At 36.9% G+C, this 25,772-nt stretch carries 24 protein-coding genes, 1 other RNA gene and 1 other annotated feature; of the genes, 4 read left to right on the top strand and 21 right to left on the bottom strand.

Features of this window, described 5'->3' with window-relative positions:
• Nucleotides 1–31: 31 nt before the first annotated feature.
• The 6 genes from MHH73_RS15750 to MHH73_RS15775 form a co-directional block, all read right to left on the bottom strand.
• Complete coding sequence (locus MHH73_RS15750; RefSeq protein ID WP_341067970.1) at nt 32–784, bottom strand: polysaccharide deacetylase family protein; 753 nt, start codon at nt 782–784, stop codon at nt 32–34.
• A gap of 82 nt (nt 785–866) precedes the next feature.
• Nucleotides 867–1,823, bottom strand: coding sequence for an ABC transporter permease (locus MHH73_RS15755; RefSeq protein ID WP_341067972.1), 957 nt, complete (start codon nt 1,821–1,823; stop codon nt 867–869).
• A gap of 3 nt (nt 1,824–1,826) precedes the next feature.
• Nucleotides 1,827–2,747: an ABC transporter ATP-binding protein gene (locus tag MHH73_RS15760; RefSeq protein ID WP_191810305.1), complete on the bottom strand. Its 921-nt coding sequence runs from the start codon at nt 2,745–2,747 to the stop codon at nt 1,827–1,829.
• A gap of 9 nt (nt 2,748–2,756) precedes the next feature.
• Nucleotides 2,757–3,452: an ABC transporter ATP-binding protein gene (locus tag MHH73_RS15765; RefSeq protein ID WP_191810303.1), complete on the bottom strand. Its 696-nt coding sequence runs from the start codon at nt 3,450–3,452 to the stop codon at nt 2,757–2,759.
• A complete protein-coding gene (locus MHH73_RS15770; RefSeq protein ID WP_341067975.1) occupies nt 3,442–3,816 on the bottom strand; it encodes a GntR family transcriptional regulator in 375 nt (124 codons plus the stop codon). The genes MHH73_RS15765 and MHH73_RS15770 overlap by 11 nt, the downstream gene beginning before the upstream one ends.
• 2 nt (nt 3,817–3,818) lie before the next feature.
• Nucleotides 3,819–4,598, bottom strand: a complete 780-nt coding sequence (locus tag MHH73_RS15775; RefSeq protein ID WP_341067978.1) for a hypothetical protein — start codon at nt 4,596–4,598, stop codon at nt 3,819–3,821.
• 131 nt (nt 4,599–4,729) lie between these two features.
• Between MHH73_RS15775 and MHH73_RS15780 the strand changes: the two genes are divergently transcribed.
• On the top strand, nt 4,730–5,125 hold the full coding sequence (locus MHH73_RS15780) for a hypothetical protein (RefSeq protein WP_341067980.1): 396 nt from the start codon (nt 4,730–4,732) through the stop codon (nt 5,123–5,125).
• Nucleotides 5,126–5,167: 42 nt separating this feature from the next.
• On the opposite strand, the gene MHH73_RS15785 is transcribed toward MHH73_RS15780, so the two are convergent.
• The 5 genes from MHH73_RS15785 to MHH73_RS15805 form a co-directional block, all read right to left on the bottom strand.
• On the bottom strand, nt 5,168–5,938 hold the full coding sequence (locus MHH73_RS15785; RefSeq protein WP_341067982.1) for a tRNA threonylcarbamoyladenosine dehydratase: 771 nt from the start codon (nt 5,936–5,938) through the stop codon (nt 5,168–5,170).
• A 285-nt stretch (nt 5,939–6,223) separates the two neighbouring features.
• Nucleotides 6,224–6,412, bottom strand: a non-coding RNA gene (gene ssrS, locus MHH73_RS15790) — 6S RNA.
• An 81-nt stretch (nt 6,413–6,493) separates the two neighbouring features.
• Nucleotides 6,494–8,269 (bottom strand): aspartate--tRNA ligase, encoded by a 1,776-nt coding sequence (gene aspS, locus MHH73_RS15795; RefSeq protein WP_341067986.1) that lies wholly within the window; start codon nt 8,267–8,269, stop codon nt 6,494–6,496.
• A 12-nt stretch (nt 8,270–8,281) separates the two neighbouring features.
• Nucleotides 8,282–9,556: a histidine--tRNA ligase gene (gene hisS / locus MHH73_RS15800; RefSeq protein WP_191810292.1), complete on the bottom strand. Its 1,275-nt coding sequence runs from the start codon at nt 9,554–9,556 to the stop codon at nt 8,282–8,284.
• A gap of 66 nt (nt 9,557–9,622) precedes the next feature.
• Nucleotides 9,623–9,859: a binding site (T-box leader), on the bottom strand.
• Nucleotides 9,860–9,957: 98 nt separating this feature from the next.
• On the bottom strand, nt 9,958–10,134 hold the full coding sequence (locus MHH73_RS15805) for a hypothetical protein (RefSeq protein WP_191810290.1): 177 nt from the start codon (nt 10,132–10,134) through the stop codon (nt 9,958–9,960).
• Nucleotides 10,135–10,416: 282 nt separating this feature from the next.
• Between MHH73_RS15805 and MHH73_RS15810 the strand changes: the two genes are divergently transcribed.
• Nucleotides 10,417–12,192 (top strand): SH3 domain-containing protein, encoded by a 1,776-nt coding sequence (locus tag MHH73_RS15810; protein ID WP_341067988.1) that lies wholly within the window; start codon nt 10,417–10,419, stop codon nt 12,190–12,192.
• Nucleotides 12,193–12,424: 232 nt separating this feature from the next.
• On the opposite strand, the gene dtd is transcribed toward MHH73_RS15810, so the two are convergent.
• From dtd to MHH73_RS15850, 8 genes are all read right to left on the bottom strand, one after another.
• Nucleotides 12,425–12,865: a D-aminoacyl-tRNA deacylase gene (gene dtd, locus MHH73_RS15815; RefSeq protein WP_191810286.1), complete on the bottom strand. Its 441-nt coding sequence runs from the start codon at nt 12,863–12,865 to the stop codon at nt 12,425–12,427.
• A 17-nt stretch (nt 12,866–12,882) separates the two neighbouring features.
• Nucleotides 12,883–15,078, bottom strand: a complete 2,196-nt coding sequence (locus MHH73_RS15820) for a RelA/SpoT family protein (protein ID WP_341067991.1) — start codon at nt 15,076–15,078, stop codon at nt 12,883–12,885.
• Between the two features lie 272 nt (nt 15,079–15,350).
• Nucleotides 15,351–15,863 (bottom strand): adenine phosphoribosyltransferase, encoded by a 513-nt coding sequence (locus MHH73_RS15825; RefSeq protein ID WP_095372443.1) that lies wholly within the window; start codon nt 15,861–15,863, stop codon nt 15,351–15,353.
• A gap of 18 nt (nt 15,864–15,881) precedes the next feature.
• Nucleotides 15,882–18,221, bottom strand: coding sequence for a single-stranded-DNA-specific exonuclease RecJ (gene recJ, locus MHH73_RS15830; protein ID WP_341067993.1), 2,340 nt, complete (start codon nt 18,219–18,221; stop codon nt 15,882–15,884).
• Nucleotides 18,222–18,272: 51 nt separating this feature from the next.
• Entirely contained in the window at nt 18,273–18,611 is a 339-nt protein-coding gene (locus MHH73_RS15835) for a LapA family protein (RefSeq protein WP_191810282.1), read from the bottom strand.
• Between the two features lie 11 nt (nt 18,612–18,622).
• On the bottom strand, nt 18,623–19,522 hold the full coding sequence (locus MHH73_RS15840; RefSeq protein WP_191810280.1) for a cation diffusion facilitator family transporter: 900 nt from the start codon (nt 19,520–19,522) through the stop codon (nt 18,623–18,625).
• Nucleotides 19,523–19,686: 164 nt separating this feature from the next.
• Nucleotides 19,687–21,954 carry a protein translocase subunit SecDF gene (gene secDF / locus MHH73_RS15845; RefSeq protein WP_191810278.1) on the bottom strand — a complete coding sequence of 756 codons (2,268 nt, stop codon included), beginning with the start codon at nt 21,952–21,954 and terminating at the stop codon, nt 19,687–19,689.
• Nucleotides 21,955–22,184: 230 nt separating this feature from the next.
• A complete protein-coding gene (locus MHH73_RS15850; RefSeq protein WP_225230417.1) occupies nt 22,185–22,472 on the bottom strand; it encodes a post-transcriptional regulator in 288 nt (95 codons plus the stop codon).
• Nucleotides 22,473–22,604: 132 nt separating this feature from the next.
• Here MHH73_RS15850 and spoVB point away from each other — a divergent pair, with 132 nt between their 5' ends.
• Nucleotides 22,605–24,161: a stage V sporulation protein B gene (gene spoVB / locus MHH73_RS15855; RefSeq protein ID WP_341067999.1), complete on the top strand. Its 1,557-nt coding sequence runs from the start codon at nt 22,605–22,607 to the stop codon at nt 24,159–24,161.
• 28 nt (nt 24,162–24,189) lie between these two features.
• Here the strand turns inward: spoVB and MHH73_RS15860 are convergent, their stop codons facing one another.
• Complete coding sequence (locus MHH73_RS15860; protein WP_191810272.1) at nt 24,190–24,873, bottom strand: DUF421 domain-containing protein; 684 nt, start codon at nt 24,871–24,873, stop codon at nt 24,190–24,192.
• 54 nt (nt 24,874–24,927) lie between these two features.
• On the opposite strand from MHH73_RS15860, the gene MHH73_RS15865 reads away from it, so the two are divergent.
• The gene (locus MHH73_RS15865) at nt 24,928–25,413 is read left to right on the top strand and encodes a TIGR04086 family membrane protein (protein WP_318245433.1); all 486 of its coding nucleotides are present in this window, start codon (nt 24,928–24,930) and stop codon (nt 25,411–25,413) included.
• A 63-nt stretch (nt 25,414–25,476) separates the two neighbouring features.
• Here MHH73_RS15865 and yajC read toward each other — a convergent pair whose 3' ends face one another.
• Complete coding sequence (gene yajC / locus MHH73_RS15870; protein WP_191810270.1) at nt 25,477–25,752, bottom strand: preprotein translocase subunit YajC; 276 nt, start codon at nt 25,750–25,752, stop codon at nt 25,477–25,479.
• Nucleotides 25,753–25,772: the final 20 nt, after the last annotated feature.

Consider the following 25,772-nt stretch of genomic DNA (forward strand, 5'->3'; position numbering starts at 1 on the left):
ACTTATTTTTACTCAACCACTCATTAAACACTTATTGTTTTGTGTCGAAGATCGTTGTCGGAATCTCTTGTGAAAGTAAAATAAGCTCGGACACAGTTACCCCTTTAAAATCATTACTTTTCATCGTTTTCAGGATTTCCTCTAGCGCAAACACCGTCTGTGAGCGATCACCACCAGAATCATGTAAAACAATTACATCCCCAGGCTTCATCGCAGTAGATACGTGGTGGTAAATCGGATAAATACCAGGGTTCATCCAATCTTTAGGATCTTGATGCCAAGACCACATCGTTACTAAATAACCTTGTTTTGTAGCCGTATTCATAATCGTATCATTGTAAATACCTGCTACTGGCCGATACAATGTCATAGATTTAGAAGTAATTGCTTTCACAACTTCATCTGTCTTTTTTAGTTCTTTTGTCAATTTTTCTTCAGTAATCATGGCATTATATTCGTGGTTATACGTATGATTAGCGATTTCGTGACCTTCATTATTTATACGCTGGATCACCTGAGGGAAATCTTTTGCTTTTTTCCCCACGACAAAGAAAGTAGCCTTTACTCGATATTTCTTTAATAAGTCTAAGATTTGTGGAGTGTATACGGGATCTGGACCATCGTCAAATGTAACCGCTACGTAGTTCCCTTTCATGTGACAAAAATCCCAAATGGCTTGGCCCATGTACTCATATTCAACTCTTTCTTTTGTCGATGCCTCGCTCACATTAAATGGTATAAACACAATCAATATAAAGACGAGAAAACAACATCTTATCCTCATGAGCCCCACACTCCTTCAATCATTATTGTGACCATTTCAACCATAAAAATAAGCTGCTGAAAATTTCAGCAGCTTCTATATCTTAGCCAGCTATATCTCGTTTCTTAAATATGGTAAAAGCAATGATTTGGAATATCAGAAAATACACAACCAACATGATAATGGAAAAAGTCAAAGTCATACCTGGTAGCATCGGCGTTCCTTCAAGATACTGAAACAAATCAGTATTAGCAAATAAGCTATATTTCGCCCAATCATACTTCAACGCAATAAGTTGTGTCATTTGCCCACCAGCGAACATAAGGAAAATAGATAAACCAATCGCTAATGAACTACTTCTGAATGCTGATGAAATCATAAAGGCCATCGTAGCTAGCATAATATTTTGAATGGAAGATAAAACGTACACATTGAGTAAATGCAAAAACATTGACTGTTCTTTTACTACCCCATCTTGATATAAGAGATACGGTTCACTATCAGCTAAGCCAAATAAAATGAGTCCTAATATCCCGGAAAATGCGAAAAGTACAAAGAGTAAACTAAAGCCAAATAGTAGCACAGTTATGTACTTTGAGAGAAGAATTTTACTTCTGTTAATTGGGCGAATAAGAAGTAGTTTAATCGTTCCCCAATTAAATTCACTTGCCACAATCCCTCCAGCAATAATAATCATAAATAAGCCGGCAAAATCTATTAGCGAAGACATATCAGAAATAAAACTAAGTGCCTCGTAATCTCCATTTGGTGAAAGATTGTTTTCGATACGATACTCATTGATCGCTATCATCTTTTCATAACTATCTTTTACTTCTTGAGGAAGCATCTCCCCAGAATTTTCTAACTCCTTCTGGTAGGAGTCAATCTCCATTTGTAACCCTTTTTGCCATTGGTCATTCGCAGGGACTGTTCCTTGTACATCTTGATATTTCATAAATGCCCCTGCCACAGCGACGATGAATAAAAGAATACCAATCATGACATAAGTGCCACTACGTTTAAAGATTTTTACCCATTCATTTCTAATTAATGAGAACATGACTTATTCCGCCTCCTTCTGTAGTGTTGTCACTTCAAGAAAGCGATCTTCCAAAGTTTTCGTTGTTTCTTGAATACGATATATATTAATTCCATCATGTACCCACTCTTTTACTAATAAAGGAATGTCCTCTTTTTGCGCTCGGAGCATGAGCGTATTTCCCTTCACTTCTGCTTGCTGATTTGGAATTAATCTATCAACGGCAAGCATCGCTTCTGTCGGATGATCGACGTCGATTTCATATTCCTTTGCTCCTCCTTCAACTTGTTCATGAACAGACTGAATCGTAATTAATTTACCTTTTTGAATAATACCGACTCGATCACACATCATTTCCATTTCTGAAAGAAGATGACTAGACACAATGACGGCCATTCCTCTTTCTCTTGCTAACTTCCTTACATGGTCACGGATTTCCCGAATACCAGCGGGGTCTAGTCCATTTGTTGGCTCATCCAAAATTAACACTTTAGGATCATGTAACAAACATTGCGCTAGCCCTAATCGTTGCCGCATCCCTAGAGAATAAGTCTTCACCTTATCATGTATTCGATCAGTTAAGCCAACAAACTCTACCGTTTCCATAATTTTTTCTTTCGTAATTCCTTCTGACATCTTTGCGTAATGCAGAAGATTTTGATATCCACTCATAAATTTGTACATCTCTGGATTTTCAACAATCGCTCCTACATGTTGAATCGCCTTCTCAAAGTTTGTTTGCACACTATTATCAAGAATTTTAATATCGCCTTCACTAATGCCAATTAATCCAACAATCATCCGAATAGTCGTTGTTTTACCAGCACCATTAGGGCCTAGAAACCCAAAAACCTCTCCTTCCATTACTTCAAAACTTAAGGAATCGATAATGGTTCTCTTTTTAATGACCTTTGTTACATTTTCAATTTTAACTACTGCTTTCATTTCTTTACCTCATCCCTTATATTTTTCTTTCATCCACTCTTTGATAGACAACCCTTTCTCTTCTCTTATTGTTTCGACATGATACTGACCAAGATAACTTCCATTCTCTATCATAATCAATTCATCAAGGACTGGCTCTACTTCTTCTATTTCATGTGTAGCCATTAGCACTGTTTGTTTCTCAAAATCAATAAAGCTTAATAATCCCTGAACTAACGAATCCCGAACCATTGGGTCTAATCCTGAAAATGGTTCATCTAATAGAAGAATAGGTGCTTTTCTAGCAAGAGCCAATACTAACTTTAATCGCCCACGGTTTCCTTTTGATAAAGACCTAATTTTCATTGAATCGTTTAATTTCATAAAATGTAAAAGTTCGATTGCTTTTTCTTGATCAAAATCAGCAAATTGACTCTCATAAAAATTCAGCATATCTTTAACCGTAAAAGAAGGATAAAAACTGTCTGCCTCTGTTAAATAAATGACCTTGGACGCAATTCTTCTATTGGCAAGCTCCCCTAATACATTGACATCACCACTTGAAGGATACGTAAGGCCAGAGATGAGTTTCAGGATAGTCGATTTTCCACTTCCATTGGGCCCCACTAGGCCAATTATTTTCCCAGGGTGTATCGTGAAGCTGATATCTTTCAAAACGTGATTAAAGCCATATTTTTTATTCACCTTATGAAACTCAATCATCATGATCCTCCTTAAGGAATTGAGATAGCCCTTGTTTCATTTCCTCGTTAGAAAAGCCTAACTCTCGCAAATGATTTACATAGGATTGGATGATTTGCCTTTGCATATCTCTTTTTAAGTTCATTAACTTGGCAGTATCTTCCGTTACAAATGTTCCTTGCCCACGCTTCACCAAAGCGACTTCCATCCTTTCTAGCTCTTGATACGTCCTTTGAATCGTATTTGGATTCACCCCAAATGTAAGTGCCATCTCACGAACAGATGGTAATTTTGCCCCTGGATCTAACTCTTTTCTCACAATCTGTTGACAAACCCGTTCCATGATTTGTAGATAAATCGGCTGTGATGAATGAAACTCTTCCGCCATTTTCACACCTCAACCTTCTTTTCGAGCAACCAAGTCGAGGTAATGAATAACAGAATAGCTGTAAAGAGGTATAAAAGGATTTCTACAATGGAGATTGTACTATCAGCCATATTGAAGGTGAACCCTTCTGATTGGACAAAAAAGTTGAAATGTAACCAATCTATATTTAAATCAAGCTCACTCATATGGATTAATTGTTTGTACCAATCGCTTTCACCTATCAAACCAGAAATGAACATTTGCACAACTACTATGACAAATAAAAATATTGGGCGCACCCTTCCTAAGATCGGTACATTTTTTAAGCTATAGTAAACGAACCAATAAAAGCAAAACCATAAACCAAAATAGAGTGACGAACAGGTGATAGATAATAATAAGAAAACTGGTAGAACAACTGGTATGTTGTCGTAGAAAGAGGCACCAGGGTTATAAAAATAGCTCCCAATCGCCAAAAAGATGGTAATGACTATAGACATCACAAAATAAACACTAATGGCCACTAACTTACTCATTAATAAGTAAGAACCCGGGTTTGGGTTATGCAACCACCCTTGCGTCTTTGTTTCCATGCTTAACGAAAACAAAATAAAAATGGGATAAAACAAAATATGCGCAAAAAACAAAGCAAACAGAAAAGCTGGTAAAATATTTACTTCATTAAAATAATGAGACAATGCCAGACCAATTAAAACGGTAAAAAGCAATGTTACAATTACGCCGTAAAAGTGAGATTTCAATATCTTTAATTCTTTTACGAGCAAGCCACGAAAAGGATTCATATTTTCCTCCTTTTTACATCCAGTGTATTAGTTAAATAGTACACCGGTACTTTATTTTTGTCAAACCAAATGTATGATTCTTTTTTTAAGGTAGAGGATAATAATAAATAATTTGATAAGGGAGGCTTTCGATGACATATGCACCTTGGCAAGAGCCCGATGATCAACTATTAGAAGAATTGGTTAACGAGTATAGTCAAAATGGTGATTCTAAAGCAGATGCCTTTCGCATGGCAGCAAAAAAATTAGGCAGAACAGAATCTGCCTGTCAAACGAGGTATCATACTATGAAGAAGAATAGAGAAGACTCTGCGGGCTTATCCATACAGAAAGTGATTGAATACTTAAAAACAACCCCTGACCTTTTATTATTATCTGAGAACAAGGCACTTATATTGGAAAATGAACAATTAGAGGCAAGAAATAAAGAACTAAATCAAAAATGGGAAGAAACTAGCCATCAACTAGATAATGAGCTCTCTCTTTACGAAGGATTAATGACTGTGATGAAAGAATATCGTAAATAAAATAAGAAAAGCTTGTAGCATCAACTACAAGCTTTTCTTATTTTATTTACTTTCGTCATTTACACGGCTAATAGGAATGTCTGCTAATAATTCCTTGACAACATAACTTGCCATAATGAGTCCTGATACAGATGGCACAAACGCATTAGAAGATGGTGGCATTTTCGCCTTACGTATTTTGGCATCATCTTTCCCAACAGTTTTTCTCACATCTTCACGAATAACTATCGGACTTTCATCAGAGAAAACAACAGGTATACCTTTACGAATGCCTTCCTTTCTTAAACGTGTACGAATCACCTTAGCTATTGGATCGGTATGCGTTTTAGAAATATCAGCGATTTGGAATCTTGTCGGATCCATCTTATTTGCTGCACCCATACTAGAAATAATCGGTATATCTCTTTTCAAACACTCTTTCATTAAGTGGATCTTATAAGAAATCGTGTCTGAAGCATCAATGACAAAATCAAGATCGTAGCTAAAGAAGTCTTCATACGTCTCTTCTGTATAAAACATTTTTAAGGCAATGACTTCACATTCTGGATTAATATCCATAATTCTCTCTTTCATCACTTCTACTTTTTGTCTTCCGACAGTAGAAAGCAACGCAATAATTTGTCTATTTACATTGGTAATATCCACATCATCTTTATCAACAAGCACAAGTCTGCCAACACCTGAACGAGCAAGGGCCTCAGCGGCAAATGTACCCACTCCCCCGATACCTAATACAGCCACTGTACTATTTTTCATTGTCTCTAAACCATCTTTACCGATGGCAAGCTCATTTCGCGAAAACTGATGTAACATCTATTTCAACTCCATTCCATATCTATCCTACAAATAATCATACCCGTAAAAAAATATATCATACTTTCCGTTAAATACAAGTATATCACTGGGATTTCTCTCTACTTCTTTATTTGGAGTTAACTGAATTTGTCATTCATAAAAAGAAGCATTTACTTTTACCTGTATTTCCTATGCTAGTACATATTTTTTATTGCCTTAAGTCAATTGAGGTTTACTTAGTCATAACAAAACACAAAAAAACCTGATGACTATCATCAGGTTTTACATACAATATTAAAGTGAAAGAGTCCCAATTATGCCGTCGTTATTGGTCCTTCATTTTGAACCCGCACTTAGCAGGTGGGTGTCCTGCTTCTCGCATCTGTAAGTCCCCTACAAATGAGGCATTTACGCTTACGTAGAAAACTCCGGACTCCCGAAGGTAATATGTTCGGTCAAAATTAGGGTAGACGACGTACACATCAGGACTCTTTATGATTGAAGTAATCTTATCATAGCTAAGATATGAATTCAAGAAGTGACGTATAGTTCAAAAATCACTTTTTTTACCAATTAATCTTGATTCTTCACATTTAAAGCGAGATGAAGATCATTTAATTGTGCCTCACTTACTTCACCAGGTGCATCTGTTAAAACACAACTTGCACTAGCTGTTTTAGGGAAAGCAATGGTATCTCTTAAGTTGGTTCTACCAGCAAGTAACATCACTAGACGATCAAGTCCTAGTGCAATCCCTCCATGCGGCGGGGTACCATAATCAAATGCTTCAAGGAGAAAACCAAATTGCTCAACAGCTTCCTCTTTAGAAAAACCAAGAATTTCAAACATTCTCTCCTGAATATCTCTTTCAAATATACGTAGAGAACCACCACCAAGTTCATAGCCGTTAAGAACTAGGTCATATGCTTGAGCTTTCACTTCTCCTGGTTGATCAGCTAGTTTGTCCAAGTCTTGTCTTTGCGGCATTGTAAAAGGATGATGTGCTGCATAATAGCGGCCATCTTCTTCGTCATACTCAAGTAGCGGCCAATCCGTTACCCATAAGAAGTTAAATTTGCTCTCATCAATTAATTCTAATTGCTTTCCTAATTTTAGACGAAGCGCACCTAGTGCATCAGCAACAACTGATTTCTTATCAGCTACAAATAGTAATAAGTCGCCAGCTTCCACACCAAGCGCTGACTGAATCGCTGCTTGTTCTTCTTCAGACACAAATTTAGCAATCGGTCCTTTTAAACCTTCTTCTTCTGCTTTTAACCAGGCAAGTCCTTTGGCCCCGTATACTGAAACAAATTCCGTCAATGCATCAATATCTTTACGAGAATATGTGGAAGCCGCTCCTTTGACGTTAATTGCTTTCACTTGCCCACCTGATGAAACAGCACCAGCAAATACTTTAAAGCTAGAATTCTTTACGATTTCAGATAGATCCGTTAGCTCCATGCCAAAACGTGTATCTGGCTTATCGGAACCGTATCTTGACATCGCTTCATGATAGGTTAAACGAGGAAACGGAATATTGACTTCTTGCCCTTTTACTTCCTTCATGATTTTTGCCATCATACTTTCCATCAACTCAATAATATCCTCTTGGCTCATAAAGCTCATTTCAATATCAATTTGAGTAAATTCCGGTTGACGGTCTGCACGTAAATCTTCATCACGGAAGCAACGTGCAATTTGATAATAGCGGTCTACACCACTGACCATCAGCAATTGTTTAAATATTTGTGGAGATTGTGGCAGTGCGTAAAACTCTCCTGGATGCACACGGCTTGGCACTAAATAATCACGCGCTCCTTCTGGTGTACTCTTCGTTAAGATCGGTGTCTCTACATCGATAAAATCGGCATCATCAAGGAATCCTCTAATAGCCTTTGTTACTTGATGGCGTAGCTTTAATGTATTGGCCATCACTGGTCTTCTTAAATCAAGATAACGATATTTTAAACGAACATCCTCAGATACTTCTGATTTTTCGTCAATCGTAAATGGAGGTGTTTTCGCCTCATTAAGTATCGTTACTTTTTCCACACGAATTTCAATTTTACCAGTTGTTAAGCTCTCATTAACTGTCCCTTGTTGCCTTTCAATAACAACGCCTTCAATATCCAACACATATTCGTTACGAATTTTTTCTGCTAATGCTAAAGCTTCTTGTGAAACTTCCGGATTAAACACAACTTGGACAATGCCTGTTCTGTCACGAAGGTCAATAAAGATAAGACCTCCTAAATCACGACGTTTTTGCACCCAACCCTTTAATGTTACTTTCTCACCTATCGCTTTTTCAGTAATCTCTCCGCAGTAGTACGTTCTTCCAAACATCTATGATTCCTCCTAGTTTCTATATAGCGCAGTAAAGTCTTGGATAAATGAAGCAAGCTCCATTTCCTTTTGTTCCCCACTATCCATTATTTTTAAGTTAATCTTATTGTTTTTTAATTCATCTTCACCAATAACAGCTACATATTTAGCGTTCATTCGATCGGCTGATTTGAATTGTGCCTTCATTTTACGATTAGAATAATCTCTCTCAGCAGAATATCCTGCATGGCGCAATTTGTGGAGCAAGCCGACAGAATAATCTTTCGCCTCTTCGCCTAAAGTGACGATATAACAATCAATGGATTGATCAATCGGGAGTTCAACATTTTCAGCTTCTAAAGCAGCAAGAAATCTCTCAATACTTAAAGCAAAACCAATACCAGGTGCTTCCGGTCCACCTACTTCTTCTGTCAAACCGTTATACCTGCCACCACCACAAAGAGTTGTTATTGCGCCAAACCCTTCTGCATCACTCATAATCTCAAAAGCAGTATGCGTATAATAGTCTAAACCACGGACAAGATTGGCATCGACTTCAAAATCAATTTCTAATTCTGTTAAGTACTGCTGCACTTTTTTGAAGTATTGTTTGGATTCGTCATTTAAGTGATCAATAATTGATGGAGCTGTTTTCATCAATGGATGTTCGCGATCTTTTTTACAATCTAGAATACGCATCGGGTTTTTCGCTAATCTGCTTTGACAATCTGAACAAAATTCATTAATGCTCGGACTAAAATGGGCCATGAGGGCCTCACGGTGCTGTGCCCGGCTCTCTTTATCACCTAAACTGTTGATAACTAGTTTTAACTTTTTCAAACCCATTTCTTTATAAAGCGCCATCGCTAATGCAATAACCTCTGCGTCAATTGCCGGATCATCACTACCTATCGCTTCTACACCAAATTGGACAAACTGACGGAAACGACCAGCTTGTGGTCTTTCGTAACGAAACATTGGCCCCATATAATATAATTTGACAGGTTGATTTGCTTGGCCAAACATTTTATGTTCAACAAATGAACGTACTGTGGAAGCTGTTCCTTCTGGTCTCAATGTTAAGCTTCTACCACCGCGATCATCAAATGTGTACATTTCCTTCTGGACGATATCAGTTGTATCTCCTACACTTCGTAAAAATAAATCTGTATGTTCAAATATCGGTGTGCGAATCTCCTGATATTGAAATTTATGACAAAGTTCTCTCGCTTTTTGTTCTATTAATTGCCATTTCTCTACTTGACCAGGAAGAATATCCTGGGTACCCCTTGGTAAACGGATTGACATATATACCAAATCCTCCTCTTTCCTAAAGCTTAAATAAAAAAACTCTCGTCCCTTGTATTTTTCAATACAAGGGACGAGAGTTGAATATCCCGTGGTGCCACCCTAGTTGCAGTATGATAGATATACTGCCTCTTTACACAGATAACGCCTGCACACGTTCTTCCCCTAATAAATTTAAATTTTTCAGGGAGAAACCTAAGAAGTGTTCTTTCATCAAGTCATCATATAGAAATGCTTTCAGCCTATGACATTTCCTCTCTTTTTATGTGGAGAATGATTACTCTTCTTCCTCATTGGTTCAATTTATTTTATCATTTACTGTATTAAAATATCATTTTATCCTTCTTATCATAATAACCATTGTACAAGATGTCAAGTCTCTCTCTAGAATTGATAGCGATTTACGTTCTAGAAATTTTCTTTTTCAGTTTTCTCACATCTTGTAAAGAAATTCCGAAATCACTCGCAAGTTCAACCATCGTGGCATTTCCCTCAGCTTGAATAAAATCATGAAAGTCCACACCAAATAATTGGTTCTCACCGCTTTGCACATTCATTCCTTTTTCACTATATCTCACAGACAATCATCCTTTTACCATATAGTCTTTTACTCATGTTAGTATGGGCAAATCGAATGATATTTATAAAAACAATAAAGAAATAGACAAAAAAATTTCTTTTTTCCCGAATGGTTTGAAGTGGCTATTACGTTACAACTTGTTTACAAAACAGGATGATAAACCGATATTAGAAGGGAAACGGCCACATAAAAAAGAAAGTATATATAACTTCATTTATCTTGACGAGAGAAGAAATATTTGCTTATCTTGATAAATGGCAAACAGGAAGGAGGAACGTGGTTGCAAGGCAAAAAACATCTTTGGATAACCATTTGTATGATTCTAGTGATGGCTCTTCTATTACCTATGAAAGAGGCAGGAGCTGAATCAGCAGGACAAAAGCTTCGAATTGGTACAGATAGTCTTAATGTTCGCACAGGCCCAGGATTAAGTTATGCAAGTCTAGGAATGGCGGCAAGAGACGAGACTTACACAATCCTTAACCAAGAAGGTGATTGGTATCAGATTGATTTTGAATCTGGTCAAAAAGGGTGGGTCGCCAATTGGCTCGTTGTACTAGAAACAGAAAATACGCAAGAAAAAGAAAAACAAGTAAAAAGCGGTGGTGGACAAACGGTTTCCATCAATGCGGATGGTCTAAGAGTAAGAGGTGGTCCTTCAACTGATCATCGTGTCGTTGGTGTCGTGTCAAAAGGAAAAGAATACAAAGTTGTCTCCACTGACCAAGATTGGTTAAAAATTACGACTGAGTACGGAAATGTATGGGTACACAAAGATTTTGTTCAAGTGAATGGTCCCACCCAAGAAACAAGCTCTTCATCTAATGAAGAAAAGAAAACGGTGATTAAACAAGGGGTCATTACTGGTAATTCTCTCAACGTTCGTACTAGTCCTGATACAAACAGTGAAGTAATTGGTAAGTTAAATTCAGGTACAACCGTAGATATTTTATCACAAGAAAATACTTGGACTGAAATCACATTTCAAGGGCAAAACGCATGGATAAGTAGTCAATATATCCAAGCAGGCAAAAAGCAAGAAAATCAAGAAAAACAACAAGAAACGAATGATAATGGGACGATTACCGCTAGTTCGTTAAATGTAAGAGAAAAACCATCATTAAACGGGAACATTATCGGAACCGTTTCTCAAGGTGACAATTTTCATATTTTAAAAGAAGAAAATAACTGGATGAATATTGAACTTCCAAATGGGACGAACGGATGGGTTGCTAGCTGGTATGTGAACAAAGAGCAAAGTTCCTCATCGGAATCAAAGTCGTCTTCTTCTGTAAAAAATGTAACGATTCTACACAACGGCTCCAATATTCGCCAAAGCGCTCATACGAATGCCAACATTGTAGCAAGAGCGAATCAAGGAGATACATTTGAAGTTGTGGGGACTGAAAAAGATTGGTATGAAATTAAATTAGGTGATGGACAAACAGGTTTTATTGCTGGTTGGATTGTTTCTAATGGCAAACAGGCTAAAACGACTAACCAATCTTCTTCTACTCCAGGATTAAAGAACAAAGTAATTGTCTTAGACCCCGGCCATGGCGGAAGAGATAATGGTACAACTGGCGCAGCAGGTACACAAGAAAAAACTGTTACGATTCGCACCGCAGAAAAATTAGCTGCGAAATTAAGGGCAGCAGGATCTACTGTAATATTAACAAGACAACAAGATACATATGTTCCTCTCCAATCACGGGTAGGTGTTTCTCAAATGAATAATGCGGATGCATTCATCAGTATTCATTATGATAGCATAAACGATCGAAGTGTAAGCGGCATGACTACCTATTATTATCACGATTATCAACAACAATTTGCCGCTGATGTCCATCAAGGGATCATGTCCAAGATCGACTTGAATGATAGAGGGTATAGACATGGTGATTATTATGTTATACGAGAAAATAACAGCAAAGCCATATTACTTGAGCTAGGTTATTTAAGTAACGCAACAGAGGAAATAAAAGTAACCTCTGAACAATACCAAGAAGCTGTTTCATCAGGCATCTTCCAAGGATTACGTACACATTTTCAATAAAGATTATCCACCTGCCTTTTTTCCTTTGAGGCAGGTGTTTTTTATATTTATTGCACTAGCATATATCGAGTGCTTCTTAGTCCACTAACAAAAAGATAGGGAGAGTGTAATGTTCTTGCGATCTTTGTTGCTTTCCCCCTAGATGTACAATAAACCATTCACAGTTACTAGACCAAAAAAATAACCTAAACAAATCACATAATTAAGATTTGTTCAGGTTGGGTTTTATTTTCTATTTACTTTCTAAAATGAGGGTAACGGGACCATCATTCGTGAGCGATACATCCATCATTGCACCAAACTCACCTGTTTCCACATGGACACCTTTTTCCTTAAGCAATTCATTAAAGCGAAGATAGATGTCTAAGGCTTTCTCAGGGCGAGCAGCATTCATAAAATTCGGGCGCCTCCCTTTTCGGCAGTCACCGTATAGTGTGAATTGGGATACAGAAAGAATTTCACCTTGTATATCAAGTAATGAACGATTCATTTTACCTTCTTCATCATCGAACACTCGAAGATGAACAATTTTATCAGCTAAATATGCAGCATCTTCAAACGTATCCTCATGCGTAATTCCAACAAGCAAAACAAAGCCATGCGTAATGCGTCCGGTTATTTTTTCACCAACAGTCACTTTGGCTGCTTTACTTCTCTGAACAACAATTTTCAAAACTCTTGCCACTCCCTTTAATTCATAATTCGACGAACGGCATAAACATCAGGTATCTGCTTAATACGCTCTACCACTTTTTGTAGATGGTTTACATTATGAATAGAAATCGACATATTGATTGAAGCGGCTTTATTTTTATCCGAACGACCCGTCACTGCAGATATATTTGTTTTCGCTTCATTAACTGCCTGAAGCACTTCATTCAATAATCCACGTCGATCATAGCCAGTAATTTCTATTTCTACATTATATTCTTTCTGATCATTTAAAGCAGTTTCCCACTCAACAGGTATAAGCCTTGCTTTCGCATCATCTGTATTTATATTTGTACAGTCCGCCCGATGGACAGAGACACCTCTACCCTTCGTAATAAATCCGACAATCTCATCCCCTGGTACCGGATTACAGCAACGTGATAACCTGATAAGCAAGTTATCAATACCCGATACGCGCACACCTGATTCACGTTTTTTCGCTTGAGGAAGCTGTTTCAATTCGTTCACAGCATTGGAAATATCTTTTTTACCTTCAAGGTCTCTTTGCTTTCTTAACTTTTCAGTTAGACGATTGGCTACTTGCAATGCCGTAATGCCATTGTAACCAACAGAAGCATACAGATCTTCTTCAGATGGGAAATTATATTTTTCCGACACACGATTTAGATTTTCCGCGGTCATAATCTCTTTTACTTCAAAATCCATATTACGAATTTCTTTTTCGATTAATTCGCGGCCTTTTTCAACGTTTTCTTCTTTCCTTTGTTTTTTGAAGAATTGTCTAATCTTATTTTTCGCCTGTGAAGATTGAGCTAACTTGAGCCAGTCTTGACTTGGTCCGTATGAATGCTTAGAAGTTAATATCTCAACGATATCCCCTGTTTGCAACTTATAATCAAGTGTGACCATTTTACCGTTTACTTTCGCACCAATCGTTTTATTACCTATTTCTGAATGAATTCTATAGGCAAAATCTATTGGCACAGAACCTGATGGTAGTTCAATGACATCTCCTTTAGGCGTAAAAACATAGACCATATCAGAAAACAGGTCCATCTTAAGCGATTCCATAAACTCCTCGGCACCAACCGAATCATCTTGGAAATCCAATATCTCTCTAAACCATTTTAATTTATCTTCAAAAGAAGAATTTTCATCAACCTTTGTTCCTTCTTTATAAGCCCAATGTGCAGCGATACCAAATTCTGCTATTCTATGCATATCAAAGGTACGTATTTGCACCTCTAATGGATCTCCTTTAGGACCAATAACGGTTGTATGCAATGATTGATACATATTTTGCTTAGGCATCGCAATATAATCTTTAAATCTGCCTGGCATGGGTTTCCAATGTGTGTGGATAATACCAAGAACAGCATAACAATCCTTTATGCTATTGACCACAATCCTTACGGCTAGTAAGTCATAAATTTCATTGAATTGTTTGTTTTGTAGAGCCATTTTTCGATAGATACTGTAAATATGTTTTGCCCTACCGGAAATTTCAGGTTCAATCGTTACATCGTCCAGACGATCTCTCATCATCGCAATAACATCTAATAAATATTGTTCTCTCTCTGCTCTCTTCTTCTTCATCAAGTTAACAATTCGGTAATATTGCTGCGGATTCAAGTACCTTAAAGCTGTATCTTCTAATTCCCACTTAATTTTAGAAATCCCTAGTCTATGAGCAAGAGGAGCAAAAATCTCTAAAGTTTCATTCGAGATTCTTCTTTGCTTCTCAGCAGGTAAGTGTTTTAACGTTCGCATATTATGAAGTCTATCTGCAAGCTTAATTAAAATCACTCTTATATCTTGAGCCATGGCAACAAACATTTTACGATGATTTTCTGCTTGCTGCTCTTCTTTTGATTTATATTTAATCTTTCCCAGTTTCGTTACACCGTCTACAAGCATAGCTACTTCTTCACTAAAATGTTCTGCGATATCCTCTAATGTGGATTCAGTATCCTCAACAACATCGTGAAGAAAACCAGCTGCTACCGTAGCTGGATCCATTTCCAGGTCAGCTAAAATCCCCGCTACTTGAATGGGGTGAATAATGTACGGTTCACCTGATTTACGGTATTGTTCACTATGAGCAGACTTAGCAAATTCGTAAGCTCTTTTGACGAACTGGGCATGCTCTTCATTCAAATATTCTCTTGTCCTATCGATGACTTGTTCGGCGGTCAACACCTGATCGTTCGCCATGGAATCACCTTTATCCCAAATTATTTTTAATACCCAACCATGTAATTTCTTCTTTTCCTTATCAGTCAATAAATATAACCATTAAGAAAAAAGAAACGATTGCTACTATTATCGAAAAAAATAACATAGATGTAAAGGGATAGCGTTTTTTTTTTACAAAAAAACGTAGAATTTGTCGAAATTACTCATATTTAATTCCAATTTATCCCTAATTATCCTAAAAATATCTATCAATATAAAAAAGAGAACACATATAGTGCTCTCTAGAACTATTAATAAGTCATTAAAGTTAAAACATCATAATCCTTTAATTTCTCTTTTCCATCTAAATAGCTTAACTCGATTAAGAAGGCAATACCTGCAACAACTCCACCTAGTTCTTCTACTAACTTTATTGTTGCCTCAATTGTTCCACCTGTAGCTAGAAGATCGTCCGTGATCAATACGCGTTGACCAGGCTTAATCGCATCTTTATGGATAGTTAAGACATCTTTACCATATTCCAGACCATAATCTACTTTTACCGTTTCTCTAGGTAGTTTACCTTCTTTACGAACAGGTGCAAATCCTACTCCTAAAGAATAAGCTACTGGACATCCAATAATAAACCCACGCGCTTCTGGCCCAACAACAAGATCAATCTGTTTTTCTTTAGCATAAGTAACAATTTGGTCTGTTGCGTATCTATAAGCATCACCATTATCCATTAATGTCGTAATATCTTTAAATGTGATACCTGGTTTTGGCCAATCCTCTACTATAGTAATATATTGTTTTAAATCCATTTTCTTTCCTTTGCCTCCTCAATTCACATAGGCATTCTGAAGCAGCCCATCAAACCATTCCTTTAATTGACCTGCTTTTGAATAAAGCAATTCATTTTCTAACTGTACTTGTTGTTGCTTTATGCAAAAAGCCTGTGATTCCGATAAATCTCTCTTTTGTTTTGCATCACTAAGAGAAATCATCCCATTATCTATTTTAACAAATTCTAGTTCAAAAAACACTTCAGTCATAAAATCAATATAAGAAACTTGCCAGCCTTTAAATTTAGCTACCTCTGCTTTTCTTGTTTCAAGGTTAAAAGGCCCTCTCTTAGCAATGAGCGCATAGTACCATTTAAAATGGTCACGGTTTGGCGTCGCCATAGAGAATATATCATTTGTTTGGTAGAAATGACAATAAATTCTTTCTGGACTTTTCCCACGCAAAATAGCCTCTATTCTTTCCTTTTGTGGTGGTAAATCACAAAAAATCACATGCTTACCATCTAATATGATATTTTCTGCCTCTTCATCAGACAGAATCAACGACACATTCGGACTATAAGGAAAAAATTTATCATAATTTTCCTTATTAAATACAATCCACTCAGAGGTTTCATGATGGACATGTGTGACGATGGTGTCTAAGCGCTTGGCTCCTCTAATATCAAATAATTGCCATTCTTGTATGCGTATATCTTGGATAAAAACTTGTGGTTTCTTTATATTATTCCATTCGTTAATAGAAAGTTCCCCTACAATAGCAAGACTAGCATCCATAGAAATTTGCTCTGCATATTCTCCAAATCCAAATCCAATACCATCCAATGTCACATCATTATCCTCTAAAGTGATCTTCAGATGTGTTTTATTTGCCCCAATTCGCTTTAAGAGACTGACATTCGCCTCTTTTAACAATACTTTCGGCTTAGGATTATCGATACCGAATGGTGCCAATTGTTGTATTTCTGCAATCATGTCTAAATTAACATCAGCTACTCTTAATTCAGTATCTAAATTAGTCATCGGTATAAAGTCTTCTTTGTTTAACTGTTCTTTAGCAAGCTGGATTAACCTTTGACGAAGTGTATCAACATCCTCAAGTTTTAAAGTCATTCCTGCAGCCATTGGATGCCCTCCAAAATGAGGAAGGATATCGCGAGATTGCGAAAGATTATGAAACAGATCAAACCCGGCTATACTCCTCGCAGATCCTTTAGCTAATCCTTGTTGTGAATCGAAACTTAAACATATAACAGGTCGGTAGTATTTCTCTACTAGCCTCGAAGCTACGATTCCAACAACTCCGGGATTCCAACCTTCTCTACCAACTACGATGACCGGGTTGTCCTCAATTGGATATTCCGCCTCCACTTGTTGAATCGCTTCTTCAGCCATTGTATGAACAATTGATTGTCGCTCTTTATTCTTTTGGTCGATTTCTTCAGCTAATGCCTCCGCCTCAAGTGCATCTTCAGTTAATAACAATTCCACTGCAGGATCCGCAGAATCTAGTCTCCCTACTGCATTTAATCGTGGTGCAATCGTAAAGCCAATGGTCTCTTCTGACATCTCAGCTAATTTGACATTGGCTAACGATATTAATGAGCGGATACCAAGATTTTGTGTAGATTGCAGCTTTTTAAGACCTTTTTTCACAATTAAGCGATTTTCATCTGTCAATGAAACAAGGTCTGCAACTGTACCAATTGCCACAAACTCTAACAGATCATTTGGCACATTACCTAATAGAGCGTGAGCAAGTTTAAATGCTACACCCACTCCAGCAAGCTCTTTGAAAGGATAACGACTATCAGGAAGTTTCGGATGAATGATTGCCAGACATTCTGGTAAGATAGGGCCTGGTTCATGATGATCCGTTATAATTAAATCGATTCCCATTTCTTTAGCCGCTTGCGCAGGTTCGATAGCAGCAATTCCTGTATCAACAGTAATAATTAACGAAACACCGATATCACTAGCATATTGAAATGCGGGAACATTTGGTCCATAACCTTCCGTAAAGCGGTTAGGTATGTAAAATTGCACATCTGCTCCTAGTGAAGTCAAAGTTCTCATCATGACAGTCGTACTCGTAACACCATCGGCATCATAGTCTCCAAAAATCATAATCGATTCGTTATTTTTAATCGCTCGTTGTATACGTGAAACAGCCAAATCCATATCTTTTAATAAGAAAGGATCGTGAAATTCTTTTTTTTCATCAAATAAAAAATACCGTGCTGATTCGACGGTATTAAAGCCGCGATTAACAAGTAATGTAGCCAAAGCAGATGAAATATTTAATCCGTTTATAAGTTCCTCTACAGAGGCTTCATCTGATTGACGAACATTCCAACGCGTTTTAGAATGTAACATACGTTCACCCCTCAACTTTTACATTATACTAGAGCGACGTAAACGTTTCAATTATTCTTTGTTGCTTACCTTTAATTGTTCAGTATGATGAATGTCACTTTTCACTTGATGGGTTTTATCAGCTTCTTTGTGCCCCTCCTTTCCTTTAAGCGCTACTATCTGCTTTTTCAACGACTTTACTTCTCTCTGTAAATTAAAAATCTTTACCAAACCTACCGAACTGACAATCAGCCCTCCCATTAAAACGGAACTTAAAATAACAAGAATCAGCGGCCAACTGCTTTCTCCAAATAGATAATTAACCGTAACTGAATCAACGTTAATAACAGCAAAAATAGCGACAATTAATGTAAAAACAATACTGAGCAATATAATCCATTGGTTTTTCATTTATTCCCCTCCTATTTATTTTCATAAGGAATCATTTGAATAAAAACGTTTTGCACTTGATGAAAAGCCATTAGTTTTTCTTTTGCTTTTTTTACAATAATATGCCCATCTTCTACTGTGAGAGATGAGTCTACAGCTATTTTTAAATCAATAATTAAGTAATGCCCATGCTCTCTTGCATGCAACTCTTCTATTCGTTTAATTCCTTCCACTTTGTCTACAGCAGAAAATAGATAACTTGATGCCTCAGGGCTTAACACATGATCCATTGTATTATGAATGGCTTCCTTCCCTAGTTGAAAAGCCATATGGAGAATCATAAATGCTACAACTAAACCGATGACAGGGTCCGCATATTCTAGCCAATTGAGCCCTAACTTTCCTCCAATAATCGCACTACCTATACCGATTAATGCAGCTAATGACGAATAAACATCCGACCGATGTTCATAAGCGTTTACAATAAGTGCCTCACTATTTAATTCTTTTCCCAGTTTAAACTTATATCTAAACATTCCCTCCTTTACTAGGATGGAAACAATCACAGCAATAATCGCATATACCTTCGGGGCATCAACTGGTTGGAATAATGATTGAAAGGATGAAATGAAAATCTCAATACCAACAAAGAATAGAAATACAGCAACAATAATAGCAGCAATCAATTCAGCTTTTCCGTGTCCATATGGATGGTCCTCGTCAGGTGGCCTTTTAGCTGCAATTAAGCCGATATAAACAGCGAGTGAACCTGCTACATCAGAAGCTGAATGTATCGCATCAGCTATTAAAGCTTTACTACCAGAATGAACACCAATTACCCATTTGAAAATAGCTAGGGCAATATTTGCCCCCATCCCTAAAATTGCTGCATTCTCAGCCCGTTTAAACCTTACTTCTTTCTCCACAAGCATTTATTAAATCCCCCTCTTAATCATTCATCTACCTATTATTTCCATAATAGCTAAAATCATAACTATAACTAGAGATGGTTTCTACTTTAAACTAATTCCTCATTCTAAATAAAGTCGTGACAAAAAAGCATCTGCAAATTTTATGCAGATGCTTTCTTATCTTTTTAAACTTGTGGTTCGTCTGTTTTCTGTTTCTTTTCTTTGTATGTGATTAATACGCCATGCTTTTTCAGTTGCTTCCCTTTCCATGATAGCCACATTTGTGTCGCTAGGAAGATTGATGAATAAGTACCGGCAATTAATCCTATTAGTAAGGCAATATTAAAGTTACGTATCGCTTCACTACCAAAGATCAACAGGCCAAGAACAGCTAGGACGACTGTAATAATGGTATTAATTGATCGACCCAGCGTTTGCCGTAAACTTTGATTAGCTATATGCGCGAGCTCATCAAAGGTTTTAATTTTCTTCTTCCTAACCATATTCTCACGTATGCGGTCAAATGTAACGATTGTATCATTGATCGAATAACCAACAATGGTTAAGACAGCCGCTATAAATGTAAGATCCGCCTCCAGCCTTGTCACACTAAATATAACAACAATAAAGAATGCGTCATGCAATAAAGCTAGTACTGCGGCTAAAGCCATCCTCCATTCAAAACGAATGGTGACATACAGAATAATTCCTATGGCCGCAATGGCTAATGCTTTTATTGCATTCATCGCTATTTCTTTTCCTACTGTTGGGGTAACAGTACTAATATTAGGAATACTTCCATATTCATCTTCTAATTGTGACTGATACTCAGCAATTTGTTCTTTATTGAATACCTCGTCTTTGATGCGAGCAACACCAATTTCATTATTGTTTCCGGAAATAACGATGTCGTCCGTTTCGATGCCTATTTTAGCTAAAGATGCTTGATAACCGTCTTCTGTTAACGGCTCATTAGACATTTGCTCAATTCTTGTTCCTTGTGAAAAGTCAATGCTCAAGTTTAAGCCGAATATAAAGAGCACAATCATTCCAAGGACGATCATTATGCCAGAAAAACCATAATATTTTTTCCGATGCTTAACGAAGTCAAAGCGATCAAATTTTGTTGTTAAATCTACTGTATCTAAGTTTTCATTTAGTTGATGTATATCTTTCTTATGAACACCGAACATGCCAGGCATGTTTTTAAACAGGTTACTATTTACACATAACCCGAGTAATAATCTCGCACCGTATACTGCTGTAATAAAACTCATCAATATACTTAAAATTAAAGTCGTTGCAAAACCTTTTACGGAACTTGTCCCATAAATAAACAGTACGCCTGCTGCTAATAAGGTCGTTAAATTGGCATCAAAAATAGTTGATAAAGAGTTTTTACTTCCTGCTTTAAATGCAGCTTTAATTGAACGACCAACTCGTATTTCATCTTTTATTCTTTCATAGGTAATAATATTTGCATCAACTGCCATACCAACACCAAGAATTAATGCTGCCACACCAGGTAATGTTAGTACCGCATTCATCATATTAAATACGACTAATGTCAAATATAAGTAAATAGATAAAGTGATGACTGCAATGACTCCAGGAAGTCGGTAATAAGCGATCATAAAGATGAAAATCGCAGCAATACCTATTATTCCACCTATAATGGTTTTATCTAATGCTGACTCACCAAATTGTGCACCAACAGAAGTAGAGTAGACTTCATCCAAGTTAACTGGTAATGAACCGGCCGATAATAAATCAGATAAAGTTTTTGCTTCTTCTAAAGTAAAGTTACCTACAATTGAAACCGAATCTTGATTGAATACTTGGCTCACTTGTGGGGCTGATAAGTATTTTGGATCTTCTTTTGTCACTTCTTCAGCGAATGAATCTCCTTCTTCAAAATCTAACCAAATGACCAGTAGATTCTCTCCTGCTGGTTTGTTAATAATTTCTTGAGTAACTTCTCTAAACTTATCCGCACTCTTTAACTTAATTGAAACGCTCGGACGGCCATTTTCATCGAAGGTTTGTGATGCTCCCCCTTCAACAAGGTCACTCCCATCCATCAACACATTGTCATCCACGTCTCTAAACGTTAGATTGGCCTCAGTTGAAAGCATTTCCCTAGCTTGCTCTTGATCTGTAACTCCAGCCAGCTGCACCCTAATGCGGTTATCCCCTTCAATTTGTATATTGGGTTCACTTACACCAAGGACATTAATCCGGCGATCTAGGGACTGTGCTGTTGCAGCCATTGCAGCTTGGTCTATTTCTTGGCCATCTTTTGCAGGTGACACCTCATATAACACTTCAAATCCACCTTGCAAATCAAGACCAAGCTTTACATCTCCTAAAATATCTTTCGAAGTGAATCCCATCATACTTGCAAATAAAATAATGATTAGAAAAAATGATAGAATTCTGCTACGCTTCACCATTATGTATATTTCCTCCTCACTTTCCAAACGAGCCCAAATGTTGAGCTTTAAACGTGACTTTTCTAACAAAACAAACGAAGTAAATATGATTATAACCGTTTAAAGAAAACCTTTCTCAATGCAATATTATTATTATGAAACAAGAGGAAGGGACTGTCAATTTTATCAACGTACCTGTTTAGAGAAACGTTTATGACTAGATTACTATGTAGATTGGCAAAGCACTCGTTCTATTTTAGTAATTCCTTCATTTCCTCAACATTTTCCAGAGAAAATTCTGTGTCCATATAAGCTTCTACAGTTGTATAGTTAATAAATTCTCCGACTTTTATCCCTAAAACATCTTCCACAATTTCAAATAATCGTATCGTTGAATGAGGGGTTTTCCACTTTTTCTTCTTTAAGTATTCCCATAATTGCGTTCTTGTCACATGTTCGTATCCAAGAAAGCGAAACTCATCGATTTTTACATCAAGTGCAGGTTCGACCTCTTCGAAAAAAATATCATAGGCATGCATTGTCAACTTCAACTCTCCCTTTTTTTTAATATCACTCACTTTAATTATGAAAGCTTGTCATGCTTTGTCCATCTTCTTGCATATAGATTAATTGTATATGAATACCTTTCATTTGAGAAGGCAGGGTGTACAATGTCGAAATTTATTCAAGGAACGATTATTCTCTTATTTGCTGGACTTGTAACAAGAGTACTCGGGTTTATTAATCGGATTGTCATCGCAAGGTTCATTGGAGCTGAAGGTGTCGGTCTTTATATGATGGCTTTTCCTACATTTATTCTAATCGTAACCATTACTCAGCTTGGTTTACCCGTGGCAATTTCAAAAAATGTGGCGGAAGCGGAAGCAAGAGGAGATACAGGAAAAACAAAAAAAATTCTCATTGTTTCATTAGCTACCACATTATCCTTATCGATTCTTTTTACTCCAGCTTTAATTTTATTAACACCATATTTATCCGAGCATTTATTAACTGATAACAGGACGCTATATCCATTATTAGCTATTGCACCTGTTGTGCCAATTATTGCTGTTTCATCTGTCATACGCGGATACTTCCAAGGTAAACAAAATATGAAGCCGGCAGCTTATTCACAACTTATTGAACAAGTCGTAAGAATCACATTAATTGCTGCACTAACTAAAGCATTTTTGCCATATGGAATTGAATATGCGGCAGCTGGGGCTATGCTTGCAGCCGTTATTGGTGAATTAGCTTCACTCATTTATTTACTCGCATCGTTTAAGTTAAAAAAGAAGTTTAAGTTACGAAAACAATTTTTCCAACATATCCGCAAGGGCAAGGATACCTTTAAACAACTCATGGAAGTAGCATTACCAACGACAGGCAGTAGGATGATTGGTTCTGTCGCTTGGTTTTTAGAGCCAATTGTTGTCACTTATAGTCTTGCTATAGCTGGTGTTTCTACAATCGCCGCGACAGAAGGGTATGGTGCCTTAACCGGTTTTGCGCTTCCCTTGTTAATGCTACCGTCATTTATTAATATAGCGCTCTCCACTTCACTCGTACCTGCTATTAGCGAAGCCAAAGCAGTGAATAACTTCCATTTAATTGAGTATCGTCTGCAACAAGCATTAAGAATATCTTTAATAACAGGTGGTCTTTCAGTTGTAGTTATCTATATTCTGGCAGAACCATTGATGACTGTAATGTATGGTTCGACAACAGGCACCGAATTCTTAAAATTAATGGCGCCTCTATTCCTATTCTATTATTTCCAACAGCCACTGCAATCAGCTCTACAAGCCCTTGATTTAGCACGTGCTGCCATGATGAATAGCCTGATTGGTGCGGTTGCTAAAATTGCCGTTATCTTTATTCTTGGAAGCCAGCTTGCCTTTGGTATTACAGGAGTAGCGCTCGGATTAATTGTTGGCTTTGTATTAGTCACTCTCCTACATTTCGCCACTTTGTTAAAAGCGATTTCTTATACCATTCATATGCGGGAATACTTCATCACATTTGGCGCAATGTTCCTTACCGGTTATATCGGATATATGACCATTAAGTTCCTAAATTTCACCAGCGTACCTACTATCCTATGTGGGGGAATCGTTATGAGTTTCATATATCTATTCATCATGATTTTCACAAAGCTTATTAGAAAAGGTGATGTTCAAGGCCTTCCAGGAGTCGGTCCGTTTTTAGCAAAATTTACCTTTAAATAGCCTTCATAAAAAAACTGAGTGACTAGATCTACTCACTCAGTTTTTCACCTGATTTCTCATCAATTAAATCAATATAAAATGTATTATTTTCAAAACTACATAACGACACCCTTGAAATATCATAAACCCCTTTTTCCTTTAATTGTTTCTTCAACCATTCCTCATTCTTATTGATTAGTGTTAAGTTTTCACTATTTATTCTCCCATCCATGACGAGAGGAAGGGTAAATGATGGTGTAAGGTCCGCTTGTGATGACTGATTGCTCTTTTCAATCACAGACAGGCTACCGGATACCTCTAGTATTGCATACTCAACATCAGATATAAGTGCAATATCTTTTTCACGTAGTTGCATAAGGAGATCGTCTAAATTGTAACGTAGCTTTTTCATTGCTTTCTCATCAATTTTCCCTTTATTAATTAAAATAACTGGTTTTCCATCAACAAAATCCCTCATTTTCTTACTTTTTAAGGACCAATAGGCGGAGATAATCTGTACAACCATCAGAATAAGCATAGGAAGAATATTCCTAAATAATTTCTCGTCACTTTTCTCAATTGCAACAACAGCCAATTCGGCAATCATTACTGAAATGACTAAATCAAGTATACTAAGCTCACCAATTTCCCTTTTCCCCATGATGCGATAGATAATAGTCATTAACACATACAATAAGACCGTGCGAAATATCACAATCAAATATTCTTCCAACATAGCCACCTCTTTATAAGATTAGCTTGTACAGGACTTCTCAATTTAATCAAATTGAGTAAGAAATATTTTTTTGATTTTGCTTCTATTTTTCCATACGAAGAATATGCTTGTACAAAGGAATTTTATCAAAAGAGAAAGGGGAGGTTTCCAATCGAAGAATCGAAGGCATTAGGGACTTCCGTTTTACATGGCCTAATAGCCATTTTCACATTGGCAATTGTTAGTAGTTTTATTTTCGCTCTTATATTAAGGTTTACTTCCTTACAAGAGTCTTCTGTTCAATATGTCATGACAGCCATTTCTTTTATTGCTCTTTTTACCGGAGGTTTCATTTCAGGTGGAAAAGGTAAACAAAGGGGATGGATGCTCGGCGGGATAACTGGTGCGATTTATACAATTATTATTTTTTCATTCCAATATCTCGGTTTTGATAAACTATTTAACCCTCAACAAATCGTATACTTTATTTGCTATATTCTCATTGCTATGATGGGTGGGATTTTAGGTGTAAACATGAATTCAAAGTCAACAAAATAGACATCATGTAAATGAAAAAAGCTGTTTAAAGTAGGAGATCTACTTCAAACAGCTTTTTCATTCTTAAACGGTACCTGCCGCTGATTCAGTTACTTCACGAATCGCTTGACGGTCGTATGTAAGACGGCTTCCATCGCCACACTTGATAACGACTTTGTCCTCATCGATTGCATCTACAAAGCCATGCAAACCACCGATTGTAACTACTTTATCGCCCTTTTTCAGACTATTCTGCATTTGATTAACCGCTTTTTGACGTTTTTGTTGTGGTCTGATTAAAAGGAAATAAAACAGCACAAACATAATGACTAACGGTCCAATAGTAGCTAAAATATCCATATTCTCTTTTCCCCTCCTTT

Origin of the sequence: Cytobacillus sp. FSL K6-0265 (assembly GCF_038003465.1) — a bacterium.
GTDB classification, from domain to species: Bacteria; Bacillota; Bacilli; order Bacillales; family Cytobacillaceae; genus Cytobacillus; species Cytobacillus stercorigallinarum.